General features: G+C 48.7%; 21 protein-coding genes, 1 tRNA gene and 1 pseudogene. 17 read left to right on the forward strand and 6 right to left on the reverse strand.

Translation table 11 applies throughout. The annotated features are described in order from the left end of the window. Positions 1 to 10 precede the first annotated feature (10 nt). The 6 genes from infA to A0U92_RS10530 all read left to right on the forward strand — a co-directional run bounded on the left by infA (position 11) and on the right by A0U92_RS10530 (position 3,680). Entirely contained in the window at positions 11 to 229 is a 219-nt protein-coding gene (gene infA, locus A0U92_RS10505; protein WP_010667149.1) for a translation initiation factor IF-1, read from the forward strand. Positions 230 to 244: 15 nt separating this feature from the next. Next, complete coding sequence (locus tag A0U92_RS10510; protein WP_077813179.1) at positions 245 to 883, forward strand: Maf family protein; 639 nt, start codon at positions 245 to 247, stop codon at positions 881 to 883. Continuing rightward, positions 871 to 1,977, forward strand: a complete 1,107-nt coding sequence (locus A0U92_RS10515; protein WP_077813180.1) for a ribonuclease E/G — start codon at positions 871 to 873, stop codon at positions 1,975 to 1,977. The genes A0U92_RS10510 and A0U92_RS10515 overlap by 13 nt, the downstream gene beginning before the upstream one ends. Further along, positions 1,970 to 2,155: a DNA gyrase inhibitor YacG gene (locus A0U92_RS10520; RefSeq protein ID WP_077813181.1), complete on the forward strand. Its 186-nt coding sequence runs from the start codon at positions 1,970 to 1,972 to the stop codon at positions 2,153 to 2,155. Before A0U92_RS10515 ends, A0U92_RS10520 begins: the two co-directional genes overlap by 8 nt. A gap of 60 nt (positions 2,156 to 2,215) precedes the next feature. Continuing rightward, positions 2,216 to 2,291, forward strand: a tRNA-Phe gene (locus A0U92_RS10525). Positions 2,292 to 2,420: 129 nt separating this feature from the next. After that, positions 2,421 to 3,680, forward strand: coding sequence for a tyrosine-type recombinase/integrase (locus A0U92_RS10530; protein ID WP_077813182.1), 1,260 nt, complete (start codon positions 2,421 to 2,423; stop codon positions 3,678 to 3,680). 69 nt (positions 3,681 to 3,749) lie between these two features. On the opposite strand, the gene A0U92_RS10535 is transcribed toward A0U92_RS10530, so the two are convergent. Next, a complete protein-coding gene (locus tag A0U92_RS10535) occupies positions 3,750 to 4,319 on the reverse strand; it encodes an ATP-binding protein (RefSeq protein WP_077813183.1) in 570 nt (189 codons plus the stop codon). Next, positions 4,319 to 5,200 (reverse strand): hypothetical protein, encoded by an 882-nt coding sequence (locus tag A0U92_RS10540; RefSeq protein ID WP_149026444.1) that lies wholly within the window; start codon positions 5,198 to 5,200, stop codon positions 4,319 to 4,321. Before A0U92_RS10540 ends, A0U92_RS10535 begins: the two co-directional genes overlap by 1 nt. 799 nt (positions 5,201 to 5,999) lie before the next feature. Between A0U92_RS10540 and A0U92_RS10545 the strand changes: the two genes are divergently transcribed. From A0U92_RS10545 to A0U92_RS10555, 3 genes are all read left to right on the forward strand, one after another. Beyond that, positions 6,000 to 8,012, forward strand: a complete 2,013-nt coding sequence (locus A0U92_RS10545; protein ID WP_149026445.1) for a hypothetical protein — start codon at positions 6,000 to 6,002, stop codon at positions 8,010 to 8,012. A gap of 75 nt (positions 8,013 to 8,087) precedes the next feature. Then, positions 8,088 to 8,420 (forward strand): hypothetical protein, encoded by a 333-nt coding sequence (locus tag A0U92_RS10550; protein ID WP_077813186.1) that lies wholly within the window; start codon positions 8,088 to 8,090, stop codon positions 8,418 to 8,420. Next, positions 8,417 to 8,686 carry a hypothetical protein gene (locus A0U92_RS10555; RefSeq protein WP_077813187.1) on the forward strand — a complete coding sequence of 90 codons (270 nt, stop codon included), beginning with the start codon at positions 8,417 to 8,419 and terminating at the stop codon, positions 8,684 to 8,686. The genes A0U92_RS10550 and A0U92_RS10555 overlap by 4 nt, the downstream gene beginning before the upstream one ends. 169 nt (positions 8,687 to 8,855) lie before the next feature. On the opposite strand, the gene A0U92_RS10560 is transcribed toward A0U92_RS10555, so the two are convergent. Beyond that, positions 8,856 to 9,518, reverse strand: coding sequence for a hypothetical protein (locus A0U92_RS10560; protein WP_149026446.1), 663 nt, complete (start codon positions 9,516 to 9,518; stop codon positions 8,856 to 8,858). A gap of 158 nt (positions 9,519 to 9,676) precedes the next feature. Further along, positions 9,677 to 10,486: an IS5 family transposase gene (locus A0U92_RS10565; protein ID WP_077812350.1), complete on the reverse strand. Its 810-nt coding sequence runs from the start codon at positions 10,484 to 10,486 to the stop codon at positions 9,677 to 9,679. A gap of 86 nt (positions 10,487 to 10,572) precedes the next feature. On the opposite strand from A0U92_RS10565, the pseudogene A0U92_RS17775 reads away from it, so the two are divergent. The 6 genes and pseudogenes from A0U92_RS17775 to A0U92_RS10590 all read left to right on the forward strand — a co-directional run. Beyond that, positions 10,573 to 11,052, forward strand: a pseudogene (locus A0U92_RS17775) (putative phage tail protein); the annotation flags it as partial. 36 nt (positions 11,053 to 11,088) lie between these two features. Continuing rightward, complete coding sequence (locus A0U92_RS17330; protein ID WP_149026447.1) at positions 11,089 to 13,374, forward strand: hypothetical protein; 2,286 nt, start codon at positions 11,089 to 11,091, stop codon at positions 13,372 to 13,374. Positions 13,375 to 13,628: 254 nt separating this feature from the next. Further along, positions 13,629 to 14,120 (forward strand): hypothetical protein, encoded by a 492-nt coding sequence (locus A0U92_RS10575; protein ID WP_077813190.1) that lies wholly within the window; start codon positions 13,629 to 13,631, stop codon positions 14,118 to 14,120. A 107-nt stretch (positions 14,121 to 14,227) separates the two neighbouring features. Continuing rightward, positions 14,228 to 14,797 carry a hypothetical protein gene (locus A0U92_RS10580; RefSeq protein ID WP_077813191.1) on the forward strand — a complete coding sequence of 190 codons (570 nt, stop codon included), beginning with the start codon at positions 14,228 to 14,230 and terminating at the stop codon, positions 14,795 to 14,797. Between the two features lie 490 nt (positions 14,798 to 15,287). Continuing rightward, positions 15,288 to 15,671, forward strand: coding sequence for a DUF6876 family protein (locus tag A0U92_RS10585; protein WP_236748091.1), 384 nt, complete (start codon positions 15,288 to 15,290; stop codon positions 15,669 to 15,671). A 95-nt stretch (positions 15,672 to 15,766) separates the two neighbouring features. Beyond that, positions 15,767 to 16,426 carry an Abi-alpha family protein gene (locus tag A0U92_RS10590; RefSeq protein WP_077813192.1) on the forward strand — a complete coding sequence of 220 codons (660 nt, stop codon included), beginning with the start codon at positions 15,767 to 15,769 and terminating at the stop codon, positions 16,424 to 16,426. Between the two features lie 503 nt (positions 16,427 to 16,929). On the opposite strand, the gene A0U92_RS10595 is transcribed toward A0U92_RS10590, so the two are convergent. Together A0U92_RS10595 and moaC are read right to left on the reverse strand one after the other, a co-directional pair. Beyond that, complete coding sequence (locus tag A0U92_RS10595; RefSeq protein ID WP_077813193.1) at positions 16,930 to 17,649, reverse strand: hypothetical protein; 720 nt, start codon at positions 17,647 to 17,649, stop codon at positions 16,930 to 16,932. 5 nt (positions 17,650 to 17,654) lie between these two features. Continuing rightward, the gene (moaC, locus tag A0U92_RS10600) at positions 17,655 to 18,176 is read right to left on the reverse strand and encodes a cyclic pyranopterin monophosphate synthase MoaC (protein ID WP_077813194.1); all 522 of its coding nucleotides are present in this window, start codon (positions 18,174 to 18,176) and stop codon (positions 17,655 to 17,657) included. A 351-nt stretch (positions 18,177 to 18,527) separates the two neighbouring features. On the opposite strand from moaC, the gene A0U92_RS10605 reads away from it, so the two are divergent. Next, positions 18,528 to 19,769: a cytochrome b gene (locus tag A0U92_RS10605; protein ID WP_187668750.1), complete on the forward strand. Its 1,242-nt coding sequence runs from the start codon at positions 18,528 to 18,530 to the stop codon at positions 19,767 to 19,769. Then, positions 19,769 to 20,545 carry a cytochrome c1 gene (locus tag A0U92_RS10610; protein ID WP_408736120.1) on the forward strand — a complete coding sequence of 259 codons (777 nt, stop codon included), beginning with the start codon at positions 19,769 to 19,771 and terminating at the stop codon, positions 20,543 to 20,545. Before A0U92_RS10605 ends, A0U92_RS10610 begins: the two co-directional genes overlap by 1 nt. Positions 20,546 to 20,559: the final 14 nt, after the last annotated feature.

A 20,559-nucleotide genomic window follows, 5' to 3' on the forward strand; every position in this document is an offset into this window, starting at 1 on the left:
GGAAATAACGATGTCTAAAGAGGACATGATCGAGTTCAGTGGAACCGTAACGGAGCTGCTGCCTAACGCCATGTTCCGCGTCAAGCTCGACAACGAGCACATGATTCTGGCCCACACGAGCGGAAAGATGCGCAAGAACCGCATCCGCGTGCTGGCTGGTGACCGTGTGAGCGTAGAGATGACGCCTTATGACCTGTCCAAGGGTCGCATCACATTCCGCTTCAAGTAAGACCGGGTGCCGGGATTGTCTGAAAACCCGGTTGGCGGACCGGGTGAAGCCGCTTCACAGCGGCCCCACCTGATCCTTGCCTCGGCTTCTCCCCGTCGTCTGACTCTTCTGGAGCAGATCGGTCTGACGCCGGATCGCATCGATGTTCCCGACATTGATGAAACACCCCGAAAAGATGAGTTGCCACGTATCTATGCCCAGCGTCTGGCGCAGGAAAAGGCAGCGGCTGTCGCCGCACGCACGGCTGGCCCGGCGCTGATTCTGGCCGCCGACACGGTTGTTGCGCTTGGCCGTCGCATCCTGCCGAAAGCTGAAGACCGCAAGACCGCCGAATCCTGCCTGCGTCTTCTTTCCGGACGTCGCCACATCGTTCTGACGGCCGTCGCCATTCAGCCCAGCGCTGCATGGGCAGACGGACGGCCCGGTCTGCGTGTGGTGGAAACAGGGGTGGTGTTCTCCCGCCTGACCGAAGCCCAGATTCAGGGGCTGCTTGATGGCGGCGACTGGGAAGGCAAGGCCGGAGGCTACGCGCTTCAGGGACAGGCCGCCTCCTGTATCCGCTTCGTCTCAGGAAGTCCGTCCGCCGTCATAGGCCTGCCGCTTTTTGAAACCGCCCAACTTCTCCGCGGCCAGAAAGGCCAGTGGCTGCCGTGAAAGGCGCGCTACGCCTCGCCTGCTCGCCGGGTGAGGCCCGGATCGTCGTTTTCGAGAACGGCATACTTCAGGATTACGGAATCTGGACGCCGGGTTATTCAGACCATCTTGGCTCTGTCTTCCTCGGACGTGTCACAGCTCTTGCTCCCGCGCTGGGAGGAGCCTTCGTCCATATCGGCCTCGGTGAAGCAGGCTTCATGCCCGTGCGGGACAACGACCCGGCCCTGCACGAGGGCGATGCCGTCCCCGTGCAGCTCATCCGCTGCGGCATGGGCGGCAAAGGCCCTCGCCTGAAACGGGTGGAGTTATCTTCTCCCGCTTCAGGGGTCGGTTTGATACAGCAGGGGCCTTCACCGCTGGAAGATATGGCGCAACGATGGGATGGCGATATTCAGGTCGATCATCCGACCTTCGCCGCCCGTGTGCCTCCGTCTCTCCGGGATCGTGTCCGGCTTGTGCGGCAGACATGGACCGATGACATTCACGATGCCGTTGACGCCCTGCTGGCATCTGAGATTGCACTGCCGGGCGGGATGAGGGCCAGCATTACGCCCACACCGGCTCTTGTCGCCATCGACATGGATACGGCGTCGGCGTCCGGGATGGCTGGGCTGAAACAGACCACCCAGTTTGCCCTGAACCGGGACGCCTTCCCGGCTCTGGTACGACAGATCTACCTGCGTAATCTTTCCGGCGCGATCCTGATCGATCCCGCCGGTCTTTCGACCCGCAAGAGGCAGGCTCTTCGTGACTCCATGGAAGAGGCGCTGAAATCCGACCCTCTGAAAGCACGCTGCCTCGGCATTACGGCGCTTGGGTTGATCGAAATTGTCCGGACCAGAGTTCGTCCATCCCTGCATGAACAGACATTCAGCCCTCACGGTCGCGCCATGGCCGCTCTGCGGGATGTTGTGGTTTCCTGTGAAGACCAGCCATTATCCCGCCCGTTTCTGGAAGCGGGGGTCGGGCTTGTGGAAGCCCTGTCTGCTGACCCTGTGGCTGTCGAAGACGTTACCGCATGGTGTGGCTATCCCCTGACAGTTCGCAGCACCCCCAATCTTCCCCCTCTTTCATGGAGTATTGTCCGTGGCTGAGCCCGTTCCCTGCCCGATCTGCAAGAAGCCTTCGACGCCGGAATTTCGTCCGTTCTGCTCCCGTCGTTGCGCCGACATTGATCTCGGTCGTTGGTTTTCCGAGGATTATCGCGTCCCGGCAGCTCCTGCTTCCGGAGATGGAAAAATTTCTGACACAGAAGACGACCTCCCCGCTTGATCTTCATGGCAAGGCGGGTTAAATGCTCCCCACACCAGCCGGTTAAACCGCTGGCAAGGTGCCCAAGTAGCTCAGTTGGTAGAGCATGCGACTGAAAATCGCAGTGTCACTGGTTCGATCCCGGTCTTGGGCACCATTTATTGCTTGTAAAACAAGCACTTAGCAACTCGGTTGCTTTCCCCTACCTCAGAAAACAAGCTATCAAAGCCCCTAGCAAAGCATTTTTAACGCTTTGTCGGGCTTAATGTTTTCAAGAGGTTAGCCCATGCGAAGCAAAGAAGCAGCAAAGCAGCCGGAGCGTGCAACAGCACTAACCGGCAACGTAGAGCAGCCGTGGCAGCTTTATAAGCAGCGCAACACAGTCAACTGGCTCGTCCGCTTCTCTATCAAAGGCCAAGGTCAAATCCGTAAGAGCCTCGGCACCCCAGACGAGTTCGAAGCCAAGCGAAAAGCCGAGCGCATCTATTACGAAGCCTTGATACGAAGTGAACAAGGTCTCGACGCTCGCGCCAAGAAGGTCAGCATTGTTGTTGAAGAATGGCTCAAAGAGGTCTCTTTATCTCCACCAGAGATGACCGTCCTAAACCGATATATACTGGGTTACTTTGCCAACATACCGCCGGGCGACATTACATCGAAGATGGTCGGGCAGTTTATGAAGTGGCGCAAAGATTATTGGATCAGTGGCCCAGGCAAAGATATCGACTTCATTTGGTATGAGCGCAGCGGTCGCAAACTCAAACGACCTATCGACAAGACAGTCCCAAGCAGTTCGACACTTCATAGCGTCGAAGCTCTCTTACTCAAGTTCCTCAAGTTCTGTGAACGTGAGCAATATATTCGACACCTTCCCAAGTTTGAAAAAGTAAAAGTCAAAGCAAGTCCGAGAGCCAGCTTTACGCCAGAAGAAGTCCGTTTACTCGAAAGTAAAGCAGCAGAAGCAACCGAAGCCGAAAACTTAACAAGAAGCCAAAGGTTCCAAGCCTGTCTACTTTACCACTATATCGGCATATTGGCTTCAACAGGAATGAGGCCAACAGAATGTCTCAGGCTGCAATGGAAACAGATTACAAAGTTCGATCCTCGTTATGAAGGACCAATGCGTAAATCAAAGACGATCTTACTCATATGGGGTAAAGGAAAAGAGCGTCACGGTTTCGGACTAGACTCCCTTGATATTCATCTACGAGGTTTATGGCTTCTCTATAACTGGTTCTGGGAACGGGAACCGACCAAAGATGATTTTCTCTGGGCTACGGAAAAAGGTCTACAGTTCAAACGACTGGATATACTGTTCAACCGATTGCTCGAACAGCTTGATCTCAAGAAAGACTTTCGAGGCAAGCCACGAGACGCATATAGCTTCCGTCACTATTTTGTCACCGAACAAATCAACAACAGATGTCCAGTGATGAATATTGCTCGATCATTAGGCACTAGCGTTACGATGATCGAGCGCTTCTATTCGCATAACTCAATCGAATCATACAGAGAGTCTATGCAGCTACCGGGATCATCACTGTAATGCTCTTAGAGCCCCGAGCAGAGACGTTCGGGGCTCTAACGTCTCAGTATAGCTGAGATGCCAAAATCGTCATGTATGAAGCTCTCTGGCGTAACTGCTTCTTAACTGCTTGTGACGGATCGTCTCTGTATCAATAAGGAGACAATCGCAATGGCTCTCGACTTCCTCAGCAAGTACAAAACAGTTACTCGAACCAAAGCGGCTCACTAGGGCTTTATCCAGCTTCGATAAGTGGTTCGTTGTCAGAATTACAGGGGTATCTTCCCCAAGTCCGTCCAACTTACCTTTCAAAGTCGAAGCAGCCGTCGAAGATAAGCAGTCAACTTCATCGAGGATCAGAAACTTTTTCCCCGACGAGTTTTGCCCAAAACACCGAGCACCTTCTATTGCGGATCTAACACCATCCTCACTACGGTTTACCGCCGCATTGAGGTAAATGATGTCAGAAGGCGTCTCATGAAGATCGGTATAACGGCTCAACAACAGCGCATCAGCCGCCGAAGTCTTACCGCTTCCCGGAGGCCCTTCGAACATCAGCCAGTTAAGGCTTCCCTTCAAAAAAGCCTCGCCTACTTTCTCAGCGCGTGGATTAGGGGGGATTATCTCCCCCCACCCGCTAGGCGCAACAACCTTGACCATTAAGCCACCTCGCTTTCTGGAGCCTCGTCCAACGAGCCTTTTAGCTCATCAGCCTCAGCATCTTCCGACTTGGCAGCTTCAGCCGCTTGTTCGTCATGCAGTAGGACATCTTGCTCCATGGCCTCAGTGATCATCGGATCAATCACGTTCGACTGCCGAGACATCCGAACGATCTCAAACTTCGATCCAGAAGCTCGACACAGAGCAACCCATAGGCCGTCAATCGGCGGCCGCCCGTTGACTTCTTCCATTTCGAAAATCGCCTTTGCAGGCGAGGTTTTTTCGTAGAAGCATTTGGTAAAACGACGCTCTCCATTAAGGATGTTGTCCTTAACCGTTGTCTCTGGTTCAGGTTTAGAGACGCGACCAGCCTCGTCTTCCCGTACCTTCTTGATCAACGCATTGAATGACTCAAACTCGTCGAGTTCATTGATCCGTTCGTCCAACGTATCGCCCAGTTTGCAGATATAACTCACTGCCTGTTTGAGACGTGTCTTCGCGGAACCGTCGATTGCAGTCCCTCCATTCGATACCGCAGACGCATTAAGCGCAGCGATCACGTGTTCAACTTTGAAGCGACGGTCGGGTTTCTTCCTTAAGCTGTCCCTGAAGGCTTCGCTCTGCTGAGCTTTTAGTCCCTCACGGATCGCAGGTTCACCCTGACGGGAATACAAGGTCAGGCAGACAGCTACCGTCTTCAGCCAACCCTTTCGGGTATCAGCGAAGCCTGCATACATCTCGGAAATACCCGCGATGCCGTAGGCAACCACCTCATTATAAGGTTTATCAACGACAGCCGTCATGTCTGAACGACCGATGATGCTAGACATCGGGTTGCTGAGGTCCGTTGTCGTATTTTTTAGTGAAGATGACTTGGTCATCGTAACCTACTTTGGCAACAATCCGGGAAAATCCCCGAAAAGTAAGACTTTGTTGGTCTTAGTGCGCCGATGGGAAATCGAATCCCAAAACCCTTACGGGTGCTTCCGCCGCGCAAAATCGCATCACCGATCTAATGACTCACTAGATTGTCAAAGAACTACGAGCCTAACTGCTGCTCGCTTAAGTTGTCTTATATCATATTTTTCGCGTTTTAGTTGTATCCATATATGAACTTTTGGTAATGTTTGGCTTCCAATGTTGGAAGCCCGTAGAGCGCGTTTTTCTCCTAAAGGTATCAACATAGCAGCGTATCACTTGAGAGCCCTGTGGCGTGATCTACGGGGCTCTTTGTATGCGGTGTTATTGCGCTGTCCCCCTCATTTTCATTTGTGGCGGATTTCTGCCGATTTTGTTTCGACTGCTCAAAAAGTACAGCACGAAAACCCTCTTAAGGCCTTTAAAGTATTATCGTTGCATACTTTTGTTCTCACATGACCAATATCCCGGCGCGAACGCAGTGAGTGCCTTAAGGCTGACAACGCAAATCTTGAATAATGACAACCAGAAACACCTGAACTTATAATCAGGTTATAAATACAAACAGCAGAAGAAATCCCGGCCATTATTGGTTCTGTACTTCTCACAAGTGCCTATTTGATCTCCCGATAATGGCCGGGGCTGGTGCTGTGAGGAACATCGAAGTGAGAAGCGATGACAGAGATCTTATAGGAAAAATATATGGATCACCCATTGAATATAAATCTTGTTAATGCCCCATGCGCTGCGGGTAAGACATACGTGGCATTAAAGAAGATCGCTTACGCAGAAGAAGTAAGCAACCAACTCACAATACTTGCTCAACCCACTGTTGAACTATGTGAGGAATCTTACAAACAATCTCAGAGCAGATATAAGATGCTCGTAACATCGAAGGTCTCAAGTCACTCTTTCGATGTAGCTTCGCAACTGACAATCACCGAAGATGATAATGCTTTCAAACAGCTATTGAGTACGATCTTAACAAAGAACAAGCAGCTACGTGACCCAGACTTTAACGAAACGGGTATTACGATCATTACCACTCACGCGAACCTCATTAACTTGAGACTGTCGGGATTTAATGATCTTCATGAATGGGTCGTTGTTTGGGATGAAGTGCCTGGCTACACAATCCAGCTACCGTCAAAGATACCTCTGACTTTTCAATACATTAAAGATTGCTTCGAGATCGAAGACCAAACAGGCGAATGTGGTCTACTAAAAGTTATAAATAAGAAGCAACTTGAAGACACGCTTGCTGCCGACGAAGTCATGAATAATGGATATCACGATTTCAAGAACGTCTTATTGGCAGATGACATTGTTGATATTCATGTTGACAGCCAGCAATATAACAACTTCGTTGATCTCACGGATGACTCTTTCAGCCTCAAATCACTAGCTACTCTACGCCCTCAGTTTTTTGGCGACACAAGAGAAACAATCATCATGGGAGCGAACATAACAAACTCACTGATATACAAGGCTCTATTTTCGGACGCTGACTTTGTGAAGCACAAGACATCATGGGAAAAGGAACTACGTTTCCAGAAGCACGATGGCTCAAAGGTAACTATCTATTATGGATATGAAGGCCGGTGGTCACAGAACAAGGCAAATAAAATCAACATTAAAAGTGAAACATACCTACAGGCTCTTGTTGATGCAGCAGCAAACCAATGGAAAGGCAAGCAATGGGCTTATCTATCAAATATCGAGAAAACCGTTAAAGGAAAGAAGAGAAATCAGATCAAGCTACCACCGTTGACAAGGGCTCATGAGCTACCCAAGAAACCTTATGGTTTTAACAAATACAGTCACATTGAACGTATCGCAAGTTTTACAGCACTAATCCCTCATCCTGATTTCGTTAGTCTCTTCACAGCAGCTACAGGTATTTCCATAGAAGAGTTCTTGCTCGCGAACTATTATGAAACCGTCTATCAGTCATTGATGCGCGGAACGATGCGTGACCCCGACAACAAGAACCCCAAAGAGTTTGTCTTACCCGATAAAGACACAGCCGACTGGCTTGCCTCAGAAGTCTTTGCAGGTGCGAAACTCGTAAAGTTCGATCTACCAGACGAAGCACCAAAGAAATCAGGTAGACCGACAACTGGTACAGCAGCAAACGCAACCGATAGATCCCGCAAAAGACGCGAAAAAGAAAAGAACGAACTCCTTAAAGACCTTCATGACGCACAAAGTCTTGATTTCGCGTCATACGTCTTCGCTGGAAAGTTTGATAAAACGGGAACGCCGATCACAGATGTTAATGACGTTGATCTTTTCTCGAATCAGTTAAAGACGTTCTTTGACAGGGAGACAGACGACAAACACAACAATGACCTCATATGTCCCGCAATGATGGATGCAAGCCGCTCAACAGAGACGTCACGCGGCAAAGACAACGTGATAGCAGCGAAACATATCTATCTCGATATAGACGATGGGGATATGAGGCACGAAGATTTCGCTGCTATGTTCCCAAAGTGGCGGATGATTGTTTATTCAACATTTTCAAGCACAACTGCAAAGCCAAGATGGCGCGTGATTATCCCAACACAGGATATCATGACCGCAGCAATCTATGAGCGTATGGCACAGCACATCAACAAGGTATTGAAGCGCAAGGGCTATCATCCGAAGAAAGACATCGACAAGGCAGGCAAACAAGGCATCTGGAAATGCTCTGGCCTTGACTTGTCGAAACTCGGTCCGACGAACATGATGTATTTGCCAGTCAGAAATGCAGCCCATCCCAATGAATGATTCTTTGATGACTACAAGGAAACAAAACGCAAGGTCATATCGGCATTTGATATTGTGTCTAACGTCAAGACAACGATGACTGTTGATGATGATATGGAGATCATAGAAGAAATCGAAAAAGCAAAACCAAAAACAAAATCCAACAAGCTGGATGATATCCGCCGCAAGTTAGCAGCGAAGAACCCCGAACTTATGGAAGCGAAGAAAAACAATGCCATCATAGCATATCAATCAACACCAAAAGGGTCCGGTCTTCGAAATGACGCGTTCTGGAAACTCGGGCTGGCGCTAAAGAAAGCCGGTTATGATTACATAGAAATCGAGAGCACATTGAAGAACATCGCTGATGACAGTGACCGACGCAAGCAGATCAAATCAATAATCTCGAACTTGAAGAAAGCAAAATGATAGAAACATACACAGAGATGAAAAATGATGGGACATTCGTTGTTGAACGAATGGGCCTATCTTATGAAGAATATCACGAAGACAAAGAATGTCTTCTTGAGGACTTAAAAATAGAACTCAAAGAAGATACGCAAATACAGGTAGACAACGACTATTGGTCGAGTGTGACATCGCCTTCTGTTGAGGTTGACTATTGGTTTTGGCGCATTGAGATAGACCAAAGCCAAGTAGACAAGATATTACATGCAAAACTAAAATGGAAATAAGATAAAGAAAGTAACTTATGAACATAAACTACGGCATAGGACAGCCTACAAAATAACCGACACTTGATACTCCACTAAACGGAATAAACCGAAATATAACAAGCTATCTAGAGAGCGGAACGCATTATCGATCTTTACTATATTGCAAAATATGATTTATATATAAAAGTCAGCTCACAGAAGATTGTTTCGTTATATCAGATATATTAAGATATAAATCAAATAATGACTCCACGGAAAGCTGACACTCAATGGCATGAAATCTACAATCTTCACACCTACGTATAGAATTTAATACACTATCAGAAAAAACAGATTTATCTAAAGACATTGAACTTTTTACCTCACTTAAGTACCATATCAAATCACTAAGATAATAACACAACTTTTTTATACTCTTAGCTGTATTAGCATCGAAAATAAAACGACATTTTCCATTAATGGTATGAATGTTGTTTTCAAATGTTTTTATTTTAGATTTCATTTCATCGTATTTTGATATGAAATAATACATATCTGCTTTAATATTATCACCGCTTATTTTGCAATCTAAAGAGTAATTCTTATTTATATTTTCGTTGAAACTTACGATATCTTTAGAAGATGGAATATAATCTGTGAGCCCCAGCAACATCTCGAATCCATGCGATAAATCATCGTACAGTTCATATATCTTTTCAAACAACTCGACACGTTGCTTATTATGAGCGATATCTCGCTGATCTTGTGATAACTTTGCTTGGGTTCGACTAAGAAGGTGTTGTTGCCATGCGATATAAACTGTAACTAGTCCAACAACTATAGGCGTCAATAACGCAACAACCCCTTTCACATTATGTCTCGTGAACAACGAAGACAGAACCGTAGCAACAGCATCACCTCTGAATACAAGAAGAAGCTCGAAAGAACAGCCAAGCACAACGAAGCAAAAAACGAAGGCTTGAAATCGCGTAAAGTTCATAAAGAGCATACCATACGATCTAGAAGGTGTTATGCACCTTGAGCGAGTATAGCGGCGTTTCTGAGCATGAAGCATGCGAAAGCGACGACATGGAGACTTGCGAGTGTTGAGGCATAGCGCTCGTAATCCTTGACGAGCCTACGGCATCGCGTGGCCCATGCGAAAGATCTTTCGACGACCCAGCGACGAGGTAGCAGAACAAAACCGCGCTTGGCCTCGGGCAATTTGACGACCTCAAGGGCGATACCGTGAGCCCGCGCTGCCTCTGCCGGCCTCTCACCCGTATATCCCTGATCGACATAGGCCAGTTCGACGCTTTCGTCCGTCACTTCCTGAATGGCGGCAGCGAGGCGTCCGACCTCGGCGCGATCGTCCCGATTGGCTGGCGTGACGTGCAGGGCCAGCAGATGGCCAAACGTGTCCACGGCCATATGCAGTTTCGAGCCCTTTTTGCGTTTGGCCCCATCATATCCGGCGCGTGCCCCGCTCTCCGGCGTCGAACGCAAGGTTCGGCTGTCAAGAATAGCCGCCGTGGGTTCCGCCTTGCGGCCTGAGGCCATGCGCAGCACAGCACGCAGGTCAGACGCCAGCGCTTCGAAGCAGCCTGCCTCCATCCAGCGACGGGATTGCTGATAGACCGCCGACCAGGGCGGCAGATCGTTCGGCATGGCGCGCCAGGCGATCCCGTAGCGGATCACGTAGCGCAACCCGTTGAACAGTTCGCGCAGATCATGCCGCCGCTGTTCCGCGTCCTCTCGCATCAGAACCAGATACGGAACAACCAACGACCATTCTTCGTCTGACACGTCAGAGGGATACGGCTTGCGAGCTTGCTTCATTCAGCATTACTGAAACAATCACGCGCGAAAGTACATAACACCCTCTAGCGTGGCCGAAAGAAAAGAACACCGTTAAAGGCTCTGTCGTCGCTGGTTTACAGCAAGAGGTTGCACGAACAGATCAGAGTGCATGCGATCTTCTTACCGATATATTCCCAACAACGACAACGAACTTCATCAACGAATGGAATGACACGCTTGGTCTTCCTGATAAATGCCAATCAAGCAATCCGACACTCGATGAACGTAGAGGTCAGATCGGTGCTCGTCTTGTAGCCACCTATTCGATGAATAAGCAGTTCTATATCGAGTATGCTGCGAACTTGGGCTTCACGATTGAGGTCATTGAATACGGCGCAATCTATCCAGACGTCTATGATTTCAGTCTCGACGGTCAACGCTTAATGAATGACGACAACGACGAGTATTGTGTGACCTTCGTTTCACTCAATAACAGTGATATCGCTCTTCTTGAATGTGAGTTCTCCGATATATTGCCTGCTTTCGCACATTGTTACTTCTATTACGGTGGACCTGATTTCTCGCCAGAACCAGCAGACGGATAAATACCATCGAATATATTCACATTTAAGAGGTCCATTATGTTTCAAAAGACTTATTTAAGTCCAAATCCGGCTATTGGCCAGAAGGGTTCGAAGTTCACAACAACGGATGCCAATACAATCGTGGGAGAACTCGCATCAGTTGTGACAGGTCTCGGTGGGACACTCGACGCGACACAGAATAATCAGGTGCTAGGCGTTTTGACATCGCACTTCGCGCCGATCAACTCCCCTTCACTAACAGGCATCCCGCTTACAACCAATCCTGATGGAACAGTCAATAACCAGATTGCTACCGTCGATTACGTTAATCAGAAAGCCTTGTCAGCAACAATAGGTTTCGTTCCTGTTCAGCAGAATGGCGGTACCAATATGGGAACCAACAAGGTTTATATCGGTGAAGATAATACCCTCAACTGGCCGACCATTCAGGTTGATAACGGTCAGCCCGCTGCCTTCACGTTACAACAGAATGATTCACAGACATTAGGTATTAAAAGGATAGGTTGGAATACAACAAACGCTGGATGCTGGATTCAGGATGCTGGTGGAACAGGCCGCTTCTTAGTCGAACAATCACAGATGACAACCGCCTTATCCGGTTATCTTCCACTGTCTGGCGGTAACGTAACAGGTGCCTTCACAAACATCGATGCCAACGGCTTTGGGTTTGAATATGGTGTAAATGACGCTGCACAAGTTTCTTATGTGGACTGGCATACTGTCAGCAACGGCAAAGGTGATCATTCACAGGTCAATGACTTCGATTGCCGTATTTCTGTCAGTGGCGGTACGGCTGGTTCTAACCAGACAGGGAACCTTACCATACAGTCGGCAACGACTTCGCTACCAGCCACAACCGTAAGAAGCACGCTTGCCGTTCAAGGAACATCATCATTAGATAATGGAAAAATAACAACTGATGGTTCCGGTAAGATCACAGCAAGCACGTTCAACAACGGAACTATTTCCATATCAGGAAATAACATTGGTTCAACTGCTGGCTTTGAACTTATACCATTAACAGGTATTACAAATAGATTAGAAATCGGAACATCTTCACTTTCTTATTTTCAGAACAGCCCAACGGCAACTTTAAGTTGTTCGGCATCTGGTTTTACAGTTAATCAAAACACCACAATCAATGGAACTATATCATCAACAAGCAGTATATCTTCACCGAAATATACAGTTGATAGTGGTTCTGGCAATACACAAATACATTTTCAAAACTCATCAAAGGAGCGTTGGGCTATAGGAAAAAATGCCGATAGTGAAACGGGTTCTAACGTAGGTGGAAACTTTCTTATTGGTCGTTTCGATGATTCTGGAAGTTATATTGATGCTCCAATGACTATCTCTCGATCAACAGGCATTGTGAGTATAAGTTCTGGTCTACAGGTTCCTACACAAGCAATAAGCGACAACTCGCTCAATGCAGCATCGACGGCTTATGTGCAGAATAATCTTTCAAGTTATGTCAAATCAGGAACCTTTCCGTCGCTTACAGGTGTTCAACTTGTTTCGGGAAATCCGGCTTCTACATCTGTTTATAATGATAACGGAAAATCAAATATCGTTCTTCATACCAATGATGGAACAAACCATTATAATATAGTAAACGCCGATGGTTCTGTTACTTTATCTGGAAATATAACCTGTCCGGGTAAGGTTATGACCGATTATATATATAATAATGGTTCTGGTATAATAGACATGGTTTCAAATGTTAATGTGGTAGCTGCTTTAAGTGTGGCAGGCGCTTTAACACAGAATGGTAATACCGTCGCTACTTGCATATGGACTGAACAAAACTACGTTTCTACATCAACAAATACATCTGGTACAAACGATTTAAATATCAACTATTTTGGATGGTCAACTGCTGTAGGTAACAAACCTTATATAACACATTATCAAGCTGATGGTTCTACTTCTATGCCTGTTATATTGGCAACAGAAAATGAACTATCGAACTATGCACTAGCTTCTGCATTGCCTACATCCGGTGTTATTGCTGGTAATGGGGCAACAGAAAATGCCGCTGGTTATGTTGGTCCGTGTTCATGGACGAATGTAGATGGCGTATTGACCATATCATTTGCCATGTATCTAACAACTTCTGGATGGGCTGGAACTGTTACGTTTCCTAAGTCATTTTCAGGAAAGCCATATGGGATTGATATAACCAATGCCGGTGATTCTGATATGGATACTATGGCACCACACGAATCATGGACTGCTTCACAATGCACGGTAAAGGTTCCTTCGGACAGTCCGACAACCAACAGTATGATTTCAGTAAGGGTTACTGGTCCTGCATAAAGGATATCAGTCGATTGCTTACTCGATTGGCAAGTTCGGGACGCCTACTCTTCCCTCATCTACACAATAAACGAACTAAAGAACAAACCAACGTATTTCTCACCAAATGCGTTGGTTTTTCTTTCTTTTTCGAAGTCAACCTATCTTTGACTAGATAAAAGGCAAGAAAAGGATAGGAACATATTAGGTATGAAACTAAATTTGTTTTGTAGGGCAGCAATAACGCAAAGCACTACAAGAGAAAGCAACTTACAATGACCGTTCTTAGCAAGCTACAGTTCGTTAAAGAAGTAGAAGCAGAAAATGATCGTGCTCCACACGTCCGTAAACGCTTCGTAGAAGGCGTCAACACTCAGCTTGAGGCACTAGCAGCCGAAGTCGAAAACAAGCCCTTTACACTTACGAGAGAGCGTCGTGAGAAAGATGAAGAGACCGGCGAAACTACGAAATACGAGAAGGTGGTTCGCTTTAGTGTGTGGTGGACTAAGGGACCAAAGGGTTACAGCGTTGAGCCCAGATATGGTTCGAAGAAGATCCAGCTTTCCGATGCCGGGTCAGTCATTAAGACCGGGCCTAAGTTAGATGACGTAAAAGCGGTGCTGGAACTGCTTATCCAAGCCGCTAACGCCGGGGAACTCGACAAGCCATTGCTTGAGGTGTCGGAACGCAAGCGCAAAGCAGATGAGGCAGAGAAACCGGTAACTCCGACAACAGGCAAAACCGAACGCACAACGCGCGGGCACTGATCTCAGGGGGCTTCGGCCCCCATTGTTAGGGAGCAGCCGCTCTGACTTGACCTATTTCCTTATGAGTGATTTTCTTACACAAGGAAATCACTCATGAGGAAATATCCATGTCTATCAGTGCATTCGATAATCTTAGTTCTTATATAGAGTATTATAAAAAAAATGGCGGTCCATCGCTTATTCCGATAGACATCATAGGGGATGAGTTGGATATAACCAAAGCAACGGTCGTTCGTATGCTTCAGGATGGTCGCCTTGAAGGCATAAAGATTGGACGCAGTTTATACACTTCGACAGAAAGCTATATCAGTTTCGTCCATGACGAAAAACAGAGAGTTCAAAAAGTACGCCTTTTCCTTGAAGAATGTGCGAAAAATGGTGAGATCGTTACCTATGCACCCGTCATGGAACATGTTGGCTTACGCTGGCAATCTCCTCCTGATCGAAAGATTATTGGACGTATTTTAGGAGAAATATCAACCGATACCCACAAAGAAAAAAAAATATTCTTGACCGCTATTGTTCATAAAAAGCAAGGCTCGAGAACGATACCAGGAAATGGCTTTTTCGATCTTGTTGAATACATTACAGGAGAGTCGCCACGAGGTGATGAACATACCGCCGCAATGAACGCAGCAAATAAAGTATTCAAATATTATGCTAAGCATCGATCTTAACGGAATAATAGGCGGTACACATGCGGTAAGGGGCAAGCACTACATCGGACCTAAACCAAACTGACAACAAGCCCGGTAGAAATGCCGGGCTTTCTTTTTACCAAAATCGCAAGTGAAAATAAGGCGCTTCGGTGTCTTTCTTTTTGGCTGAAAGGCTAGGAAGACAACTTATAGACTGTATAGTAGAATATGGGAGAGCAGAGGTATAGAACTCGCCAATCCATACCAAAAACAGAACGCCATTTTACCAGTCAGTCAAGCAATCTTTGGCAGTATCTGACTGTCTTTGGCGTTGTACCTGCTTGGAGCCTGTACTACAAAATGATCGAAGGAGAGCAGTTATGCTTCATGCGATCATCGAAACACTTTCCCCGTCAGACGACAGCGTAGTCGATACCGAACACTTGTTCGTCACACGCGCTGAATATGAGGATCGTAAGAGCCAACTGACCTCCCTTCAAGAACTCATCATCATACAGGAACAGATCGTATGAGCATTGAAGACATTACCCAACAGAACCTCTGTCAGTTTACCGGCACAAGTCAGTGGTATCGGTATCGACCGAAAATCCTTCTGACCGATGGAGCCAAGTTTTTATGCGACAACGGTATGGGCTGGTTCATCGACCTCGTAGTCAGTTGGCAAACGAAAGCAGAGGTTCGAGCCGAGCCCATGCAGTTTTGGACCCTGACAACTGATCTGGAAAAACATACCGCGATAGCTGTCTGCACTGATGGAGGTCAGGAAGACAATCACGCGATGTCACTTGCTAGACAACGGATACCTTACACTGACTGCCCGCTAAAGACCGTGAAGCTCTACGTATGTCAGGAAGGTGATAACAAAATAATCCTCTTGCCGTCGGAATACTGATACACGTCACCCGCGCACATTTGAGAAGCCCCGAGTCGAAAGGCTTGGGGCTTTTCCTATGCCTTAGGCACAGTCATCTTGAAGCTGAGGGGTCGATGTCTTCACTTATTCCTACTGATCCAGAAAGCCTAGAACACACAGCGAAGGCCATTGGATTTATCGTCAAAGGAGTTCCTGGTCTTCACGACGCTATCTATGAGACCATCAGATCAGTTTGGACTGATCCACTCATGCGGCGTCGTAGAGCCAAGAATCTCGAGCATGAGCTTGAGATGGCCGAAGAGATGCTGAAAGGTCAGAAGCGTCTTGAAGACGTGTCCGCAAAGGTGGCCAAAGAGATACTCGAACCAGCAATGGAAGAGGATCGAGAAGAGCTTCAGAAGTTATGGGCTGCGATGATTGCTAGATTACAAGTCGGTCAGCTATCTACAGTCCGAAGAGAATGGATTAATATTATTAAAAGCCTTGAAGTCGTTGATGTAGGAATACTGACTGAAATGCCCTCAGTATCATTCATCATAGAAGCCAACAAAGATAGTCACACACAAGCATTCATTGATGCATTAAAAATAAAATACCCTCAAACAACTTTTTCGAATGATTTGATAGTCCTCGCATTTCACTCTCTTGAAGAGAAAGGTCTTATAAAGCACATTGTGAATGGAGGAAGAAGTGTCGGTTCAGAATGTCGTTCCTTTTACACATACACAACGCTCGGTCGGACCATCCTTGAAATCACTTCTCCACCTTCGTGACAGCTGATCGAACTCACTATTCGTTCTTTGGCGCGCTCAATGTCGTGAGGACCGAATCGTCGGTATCGAGTCCCTTCCCGATTCGCTAACAATGGAAGAGGTTCGAGATAGGCTTAGGTGTCGAAGGCATCACAGCAAGCCAAGCAGCGTTGTTCTCTGTCATGCGAATCGCAAGCTCTCGCTGGACCTCTAACATTACAAATGGTTAATATAGAGAGAAAATACAGTTTAGCGTGCAACGAATCGAGGAAACTAGCAAAGCAAGCAAAGCCGAAAAAATATTGTGTGAAAACGGTATGTTAAGTGGCCTAGCGTTTAACTGAAAATCGCAGTGTCACTGGTTCGATCCCGGTCTTGGGCACCATTTTTCCAAAACATGAATATACTCTCTTAAGATTATATAGTATTTTCGGTAAGTCTCTGATCAATCCTGCGTTCACTCCTTTTTTGGCCGCAGTTAGATCACAAAAATATTTTAAAGAACCCTCATCTGGCAGGTCTGGCTATTCCTTATCCGGATAGGCGTGACTGACAACATAGTCGGCAATATCTGCCACACTCGCAGCTCGAGCGACTGCTGCATTTGCAAACACAGCCAGCAGCATCACCATAACCAGAATAATCCCTGCTCCCAGCACAATGCCAGTAAAGGCTGATCCCAGTCCTTTGGTTGTCAGAGCAAAGATTGATGACAGCGCCGCCATCAACATCACAATGAAACCGCTCCTGGACAGATCACCGACCATGATCGTTGCAGGCGAGATTTCACATGACAGATGCTGCCGGAATAAGAGAACTGCGAACTCAAGCTCCGCTTTGGGGAAGAGTCTCAATTCATTATATAATGCAACGTTCGCCTCAGTATTCCGATTTGCAGCGTAATAGACGGACTGCAGAGGCAAAACAGAAGAACATTGACTGACAACAGACACAAAAACACCAGCCCAGTATGCCGGAACAGCAATCCTCAGCACCATGTGCTGCATTTCAGGCTTTAAGGGAGACCAGTGCGGATCGCACAGCACGGTCGCAAGCAAACCCAGAAGAACCACAGCAAGACCGCCAGCAAAAAAATACTGGTTGATCGAATTCTTGAGAGAGGGAAAACGGATAGGCTTTTTTCTGCTCAAAGCCGCTTTCAACACCTCAATGATACGGGAAACCGTTTCTTCCTCGATCACTGAAGGCTGCACCGTCATCATCGCTGGTTTCAAGCTGACCATACTGGTTATGTACCAGAATCCGGTTTGACTTTTTCAGTCATGAGCGTGCCGAAATCCCGTTTTCCACCGACCTTGCCCAGCAATCCGACACTGTGAATCACCATATCGTGGCTGAGCGCCTTACACATGTCGTAGATCGTCAAGGCCGCGACAGTCGCACCCGTCAGCGCTTCCATCTCCACACCCGTCTGCCCGACGCAGGCGACACGACAGTCAATGACGGCATCCTGATCCTTGACCATGATTTCGATCTTGCAGCCACTGATGGAAAGAGGGTGGCACATCGGGATCAGGGTGGATGTCGCCTTGACGCCCATGATCCCGGCGATCTGAGCAACTGTCAGCACGGCCCCTTTTTTTGTGACAAATCCGGCTTCACGTAGAGTTGCAATGACAGCTTCCGGAAAACGGAGACGAGCCTGAGCATGAGCTTCCCTCTTCGTAACGGCCTTGTCGCTGACTTCCACCATACGCGGCTGTTCACCGGTTTCATCGACGTGGGAAAGGATCGGCGCGGTTTCGGTCATGACAAGTCCAGATCAGTAAAAAGCTCACTCTCTGTTAGGACAGATATCCCGGACCATACCAGTGGAAATCAGTTCATGCTGAGACCTGAACAGTTTTACCTCTCCCGCATGGCGCCAGCACAGACCGAATCACTCCTGCCGACCGCTCCAGCCTTACGGATCACGCCACCATTCTCATGGTCCTAACGGCCTTCAGTTCTTCATCTGCTTCATGACTGCCGCCCGGTCACCAGTTTTCGGCGTCTCGAACTGCGTTTTTATTCAATCACATGTCTTTTCCGTAACAACATGCTAGTCTGGAGGTAATGTGCAACCACAAGCAGGCCTGAACGTGAACTCTGGATTTCCGTCATGAAAATACCCGAAAATACGGGTGACCATTCTGCGAATACGCCACCAGCTACCGGCCTCGCAGGCTGGATCGATCAGCGTCTTCCAGTCATTTCAGCCTTTCGCGCCGAATATGTTGATTTCCGCCTTCCCCGCAATCTCAACTGGCTGTGGAACTTCGGCGCCATCCTGACGGTTGTGCTGGTTCTCATGCTGGCGACCGGCATCTTCCTCGCCATGAACTATACGGCGACGGACGCGGGTGCCTTCCTTTCGGTCGAGGCCATCGACAGGCAACTTTCAGGCGGCTGGCTCCTGCGGGCCATGCACATGACGGGCGCAAACCTGTTTATGGCGGCGCTCTATATCCATCTTTTTCGTGGGCTGTATTACGGCTCCTACAAAGCGCCCCGTGAAATTCTCTGGCTGACCGGCCTTATCCTGCTGGTCATGGTCATGGCGACCGCCTTTGCGGGCTATATGCTGCCCTGGGGCCAGATGTCCTACTGGGGCGCGGATGTCATCACCAAGGCGGTCGGTGCGGTTCCTGTGATCGGCGGCGCGCTTGAGCACATCATGACCGGCAGCGATCATCTGGGCGACGTGTTCCTGCATCGCTTCTTTGTGCTGCACTTCCTGATGGCGTTTCTGGTTGTGGTTGTTGTCGGGCTGCATGTGACGACCGTGCATATCAGCGGCGCCAACAATCCGTTAGGCATCGAACCAAAGAGCAGGAAAGACACACTGACCTTTCATCCTTACTACACCAGCAAGGATCTGGTCGGGCTGATTATTTTCGCGCTGATCTTTACGGCCCTGATGTTCTTCTGGCCCAACCTGCTGACCGAGCCTGCGAACTATGCGCCCGCCGACCCGATGCATACCCCCGCCGACATCGAGCCGGAATGGTATTTCCTGCCGTTCTACGGCCTCCTTCAGTCGGTGCCGTCCAAGTTTGGCGGTCTCCTCGCCGCTGCCGGATCAATTGTCGTGCTGTTCTTCCTGCCCTGGCTGGACCGCTCGCCCATCCGTTCGGCGCGGTTCCGTCCGATGTGTCGCGTGGGTCTGCTTGGCCTTGTCGTGGCCTTCGTGCTGCTGGCTGTCGCAGGCAAGCATCATGGTGAAGGTTTGTGGATGATCGTCGCCCGTCTGGCCGGTCTCTACTATTTCGGCTACTTCCTCGTGCTGCTGCCGCTGGCCGCCCGCATGGAAAAGACCCGCCCCCTGCCCTCGTCCATTGCTGCCGCAGAGGGAGACGCATGATGAAAAACATACGTTTCCTCGCACTCGCCGCCGCCGCTTTTCTTTCCACTCCTCTAACGGCTCTGGCGGCTGTTCCGGAACCGCTGGTTCCACCACACCAGAAATGGGATTTCGACGGTCCCTTCGGACAGTTTGACCAGAAAGCACTGCAACGCGGTTTCATGGTCTATGACCGGATCTGCTCCACATGCCACGGCATGAAGGCGCTGACCTACAATGACCTCAGCGGCATCGGGATGAGCGAACAGGCCATTCTGGATCTGGCGCATTCCAAGATGATTGCCGGTCCGCCCGATGTGTCCGGTCAGCCGACCTCCCGCCCCGGTCGCCCTGACGATCATTTCCGCTCGCCATTCCCGAGTGACGAGGCCGCGGCAGCCATGATGGGCGGCGTTGCCCCGCCTGACCAGTCGCGTCTGGCCCTAATCCAGCCGCATGGTGCGGACTGGCTTTATGCCTTTCTGACCGGCTACAGGATGCCGCCGCCTGCTGATGCGCCTGTCGTGCCGGGCAAGTTCTACAATGACTGGGTCGATGGGCACCTGATCGGCATGCCGCCTCCGCTGATGAACGGCATGATCCAGTATCCGGACGGCACACCCGCGACTGTCGAACAGCAGGCGCGCGATGTGACCAGTTTTCTGGTCTGGGCCGCCGATCCGCATCGCAACGCCCGCCATCGGACGGGGCTGTGGGTGGCGCTTTATCTTATCGGACTTCTTGTTCTGGCGATCGCATGGAAGAAGAAGACATGGAAACGCGTGAAGTCGCAGTAAACGGGACGTGCAAT

The organism is Acetobacter aceti, from assembly GCF_002005445.1.
Lineage (GTDB): Bacteria > Pseudomonadota > Alphaproteobacteria > Acetobacterales > Acetobacteraceae > Acetobacter > Acetobacter aceti_B.

Excerpts from the sequence above, each read along its gene's own strand:
- infA (WP_010667149.1), top strand. The coding sequence starts at position 11 with ATGTCTAAAGAGGACATGATCGAGTTCAGTGGAACCGTAACGGAGCTG.
- A0U92_RS10530 (WP_077813182.1), top strand. The coding sequence starts at position 2,421 with ATGCGAAGCAAAGAAGCAGCAAAGCAGCCGGAGCGTGCAACAGCACTA.
- A0U92_RS10535 (WP_077813183.1), bottom strand. The coding sequence starts at position 4,319 with ATGGTCAAGGTTGTTGCGCCTAGCGGGTGGGGGGAGATAATCCCCCCT.
- A0U92_RS10540 (WP_149026444.1), bottom strand. The coding sequence starts at position 5,200 with ATGACCAAGTCATCTTCACTAAAAAATACGACAACGGACCTCAGCAAC.
- A0U92_RS10550 (WP_077813186.1), top strand. The coding sequence starts at position 8,088 with ATGACTGTTGATGATGATATGGAGATCATAGAAGAAATCGAAAAAGCA.
- A0U92_RS10555 (WP_077813187.1), top strand. The coding sequence starts at position 8,417 with ATGATAGAAACATACACAGAGATGAAAAATGATGGGACATTCGTTGTT.
- A0U92_RS10565 (WP_077812350.1), bottom strand. The coding sequence starts at position 10,486 with ATGAAGCAAGCTCGCAAGCCGTATCCCTCTGACGTGTCAGACGAAGAA.
- A0U92_RS17330 (WP_149026447.1), top strand. The coding sequence starts at position 11,089 with ATGTTTCAAAAGACTTATTTAAGTCCAAATCCGGCTATTGGCCAGAAG.
- A0U92_RS10575 (WP_077813190.1), top strand. The coding sequence starts at position 13,629 with ATGACCGTTCTTAGCAAGCTACAGTTCGTTAAAGAAGTAGAAGCAGAA.
- A0U92_RS10580 (WP_077813191.1), top strand. The coding sequence starts at position 14,228 with ATGTCTATCAGTGCATTCGATAATCTTAGTTCTTATATAGAGTATTAT.
- A0U92_RS10585 (WP_236748091.1), top strand. The coding sequence starts at position 15,288 with ATGAGCATTGAAGACATTACCCAACAGAACCTCTGTCAGTTTACCGGC.
- A0U92_RS10590 (WP_077813192.1), top strand. The coding sequence starts at position 15,767 with ATGTCTTCACTTATTCCTACTGATCCAGAAAGCCTAGAACACACAGCG.
- A0U92_RS10595 (WP_077813193.1), bottom strand. The coding sequence starts at position 17,649 with ATGGTCAGCTTGAAACCAGCGATGATGACGGTGCAGCCTTCAGTGATC.
- moaC (WP_077813194.1), bottom strand. The coding sequence starts at position 18,176 with ATGACCGAAACCGCGCCGATCCTTTCCCACGTCGATGAAACCGGTGAA.
- A0U92_RS10605 (WP_187668750.1), top strand. The coding sequence starts at position 18,528 with ATGAAAATACCCGAAAATACGGGTGACCATTCTGCGAATACGCCACCA.
- A0U92_RS10610 (WP_408736120.1), top strand. The coding sequence starts at position 19,769 with ATGAAAAACATACGTTTCCTCGCACTCGCCGCCGCCGCTTTTCTTTCC.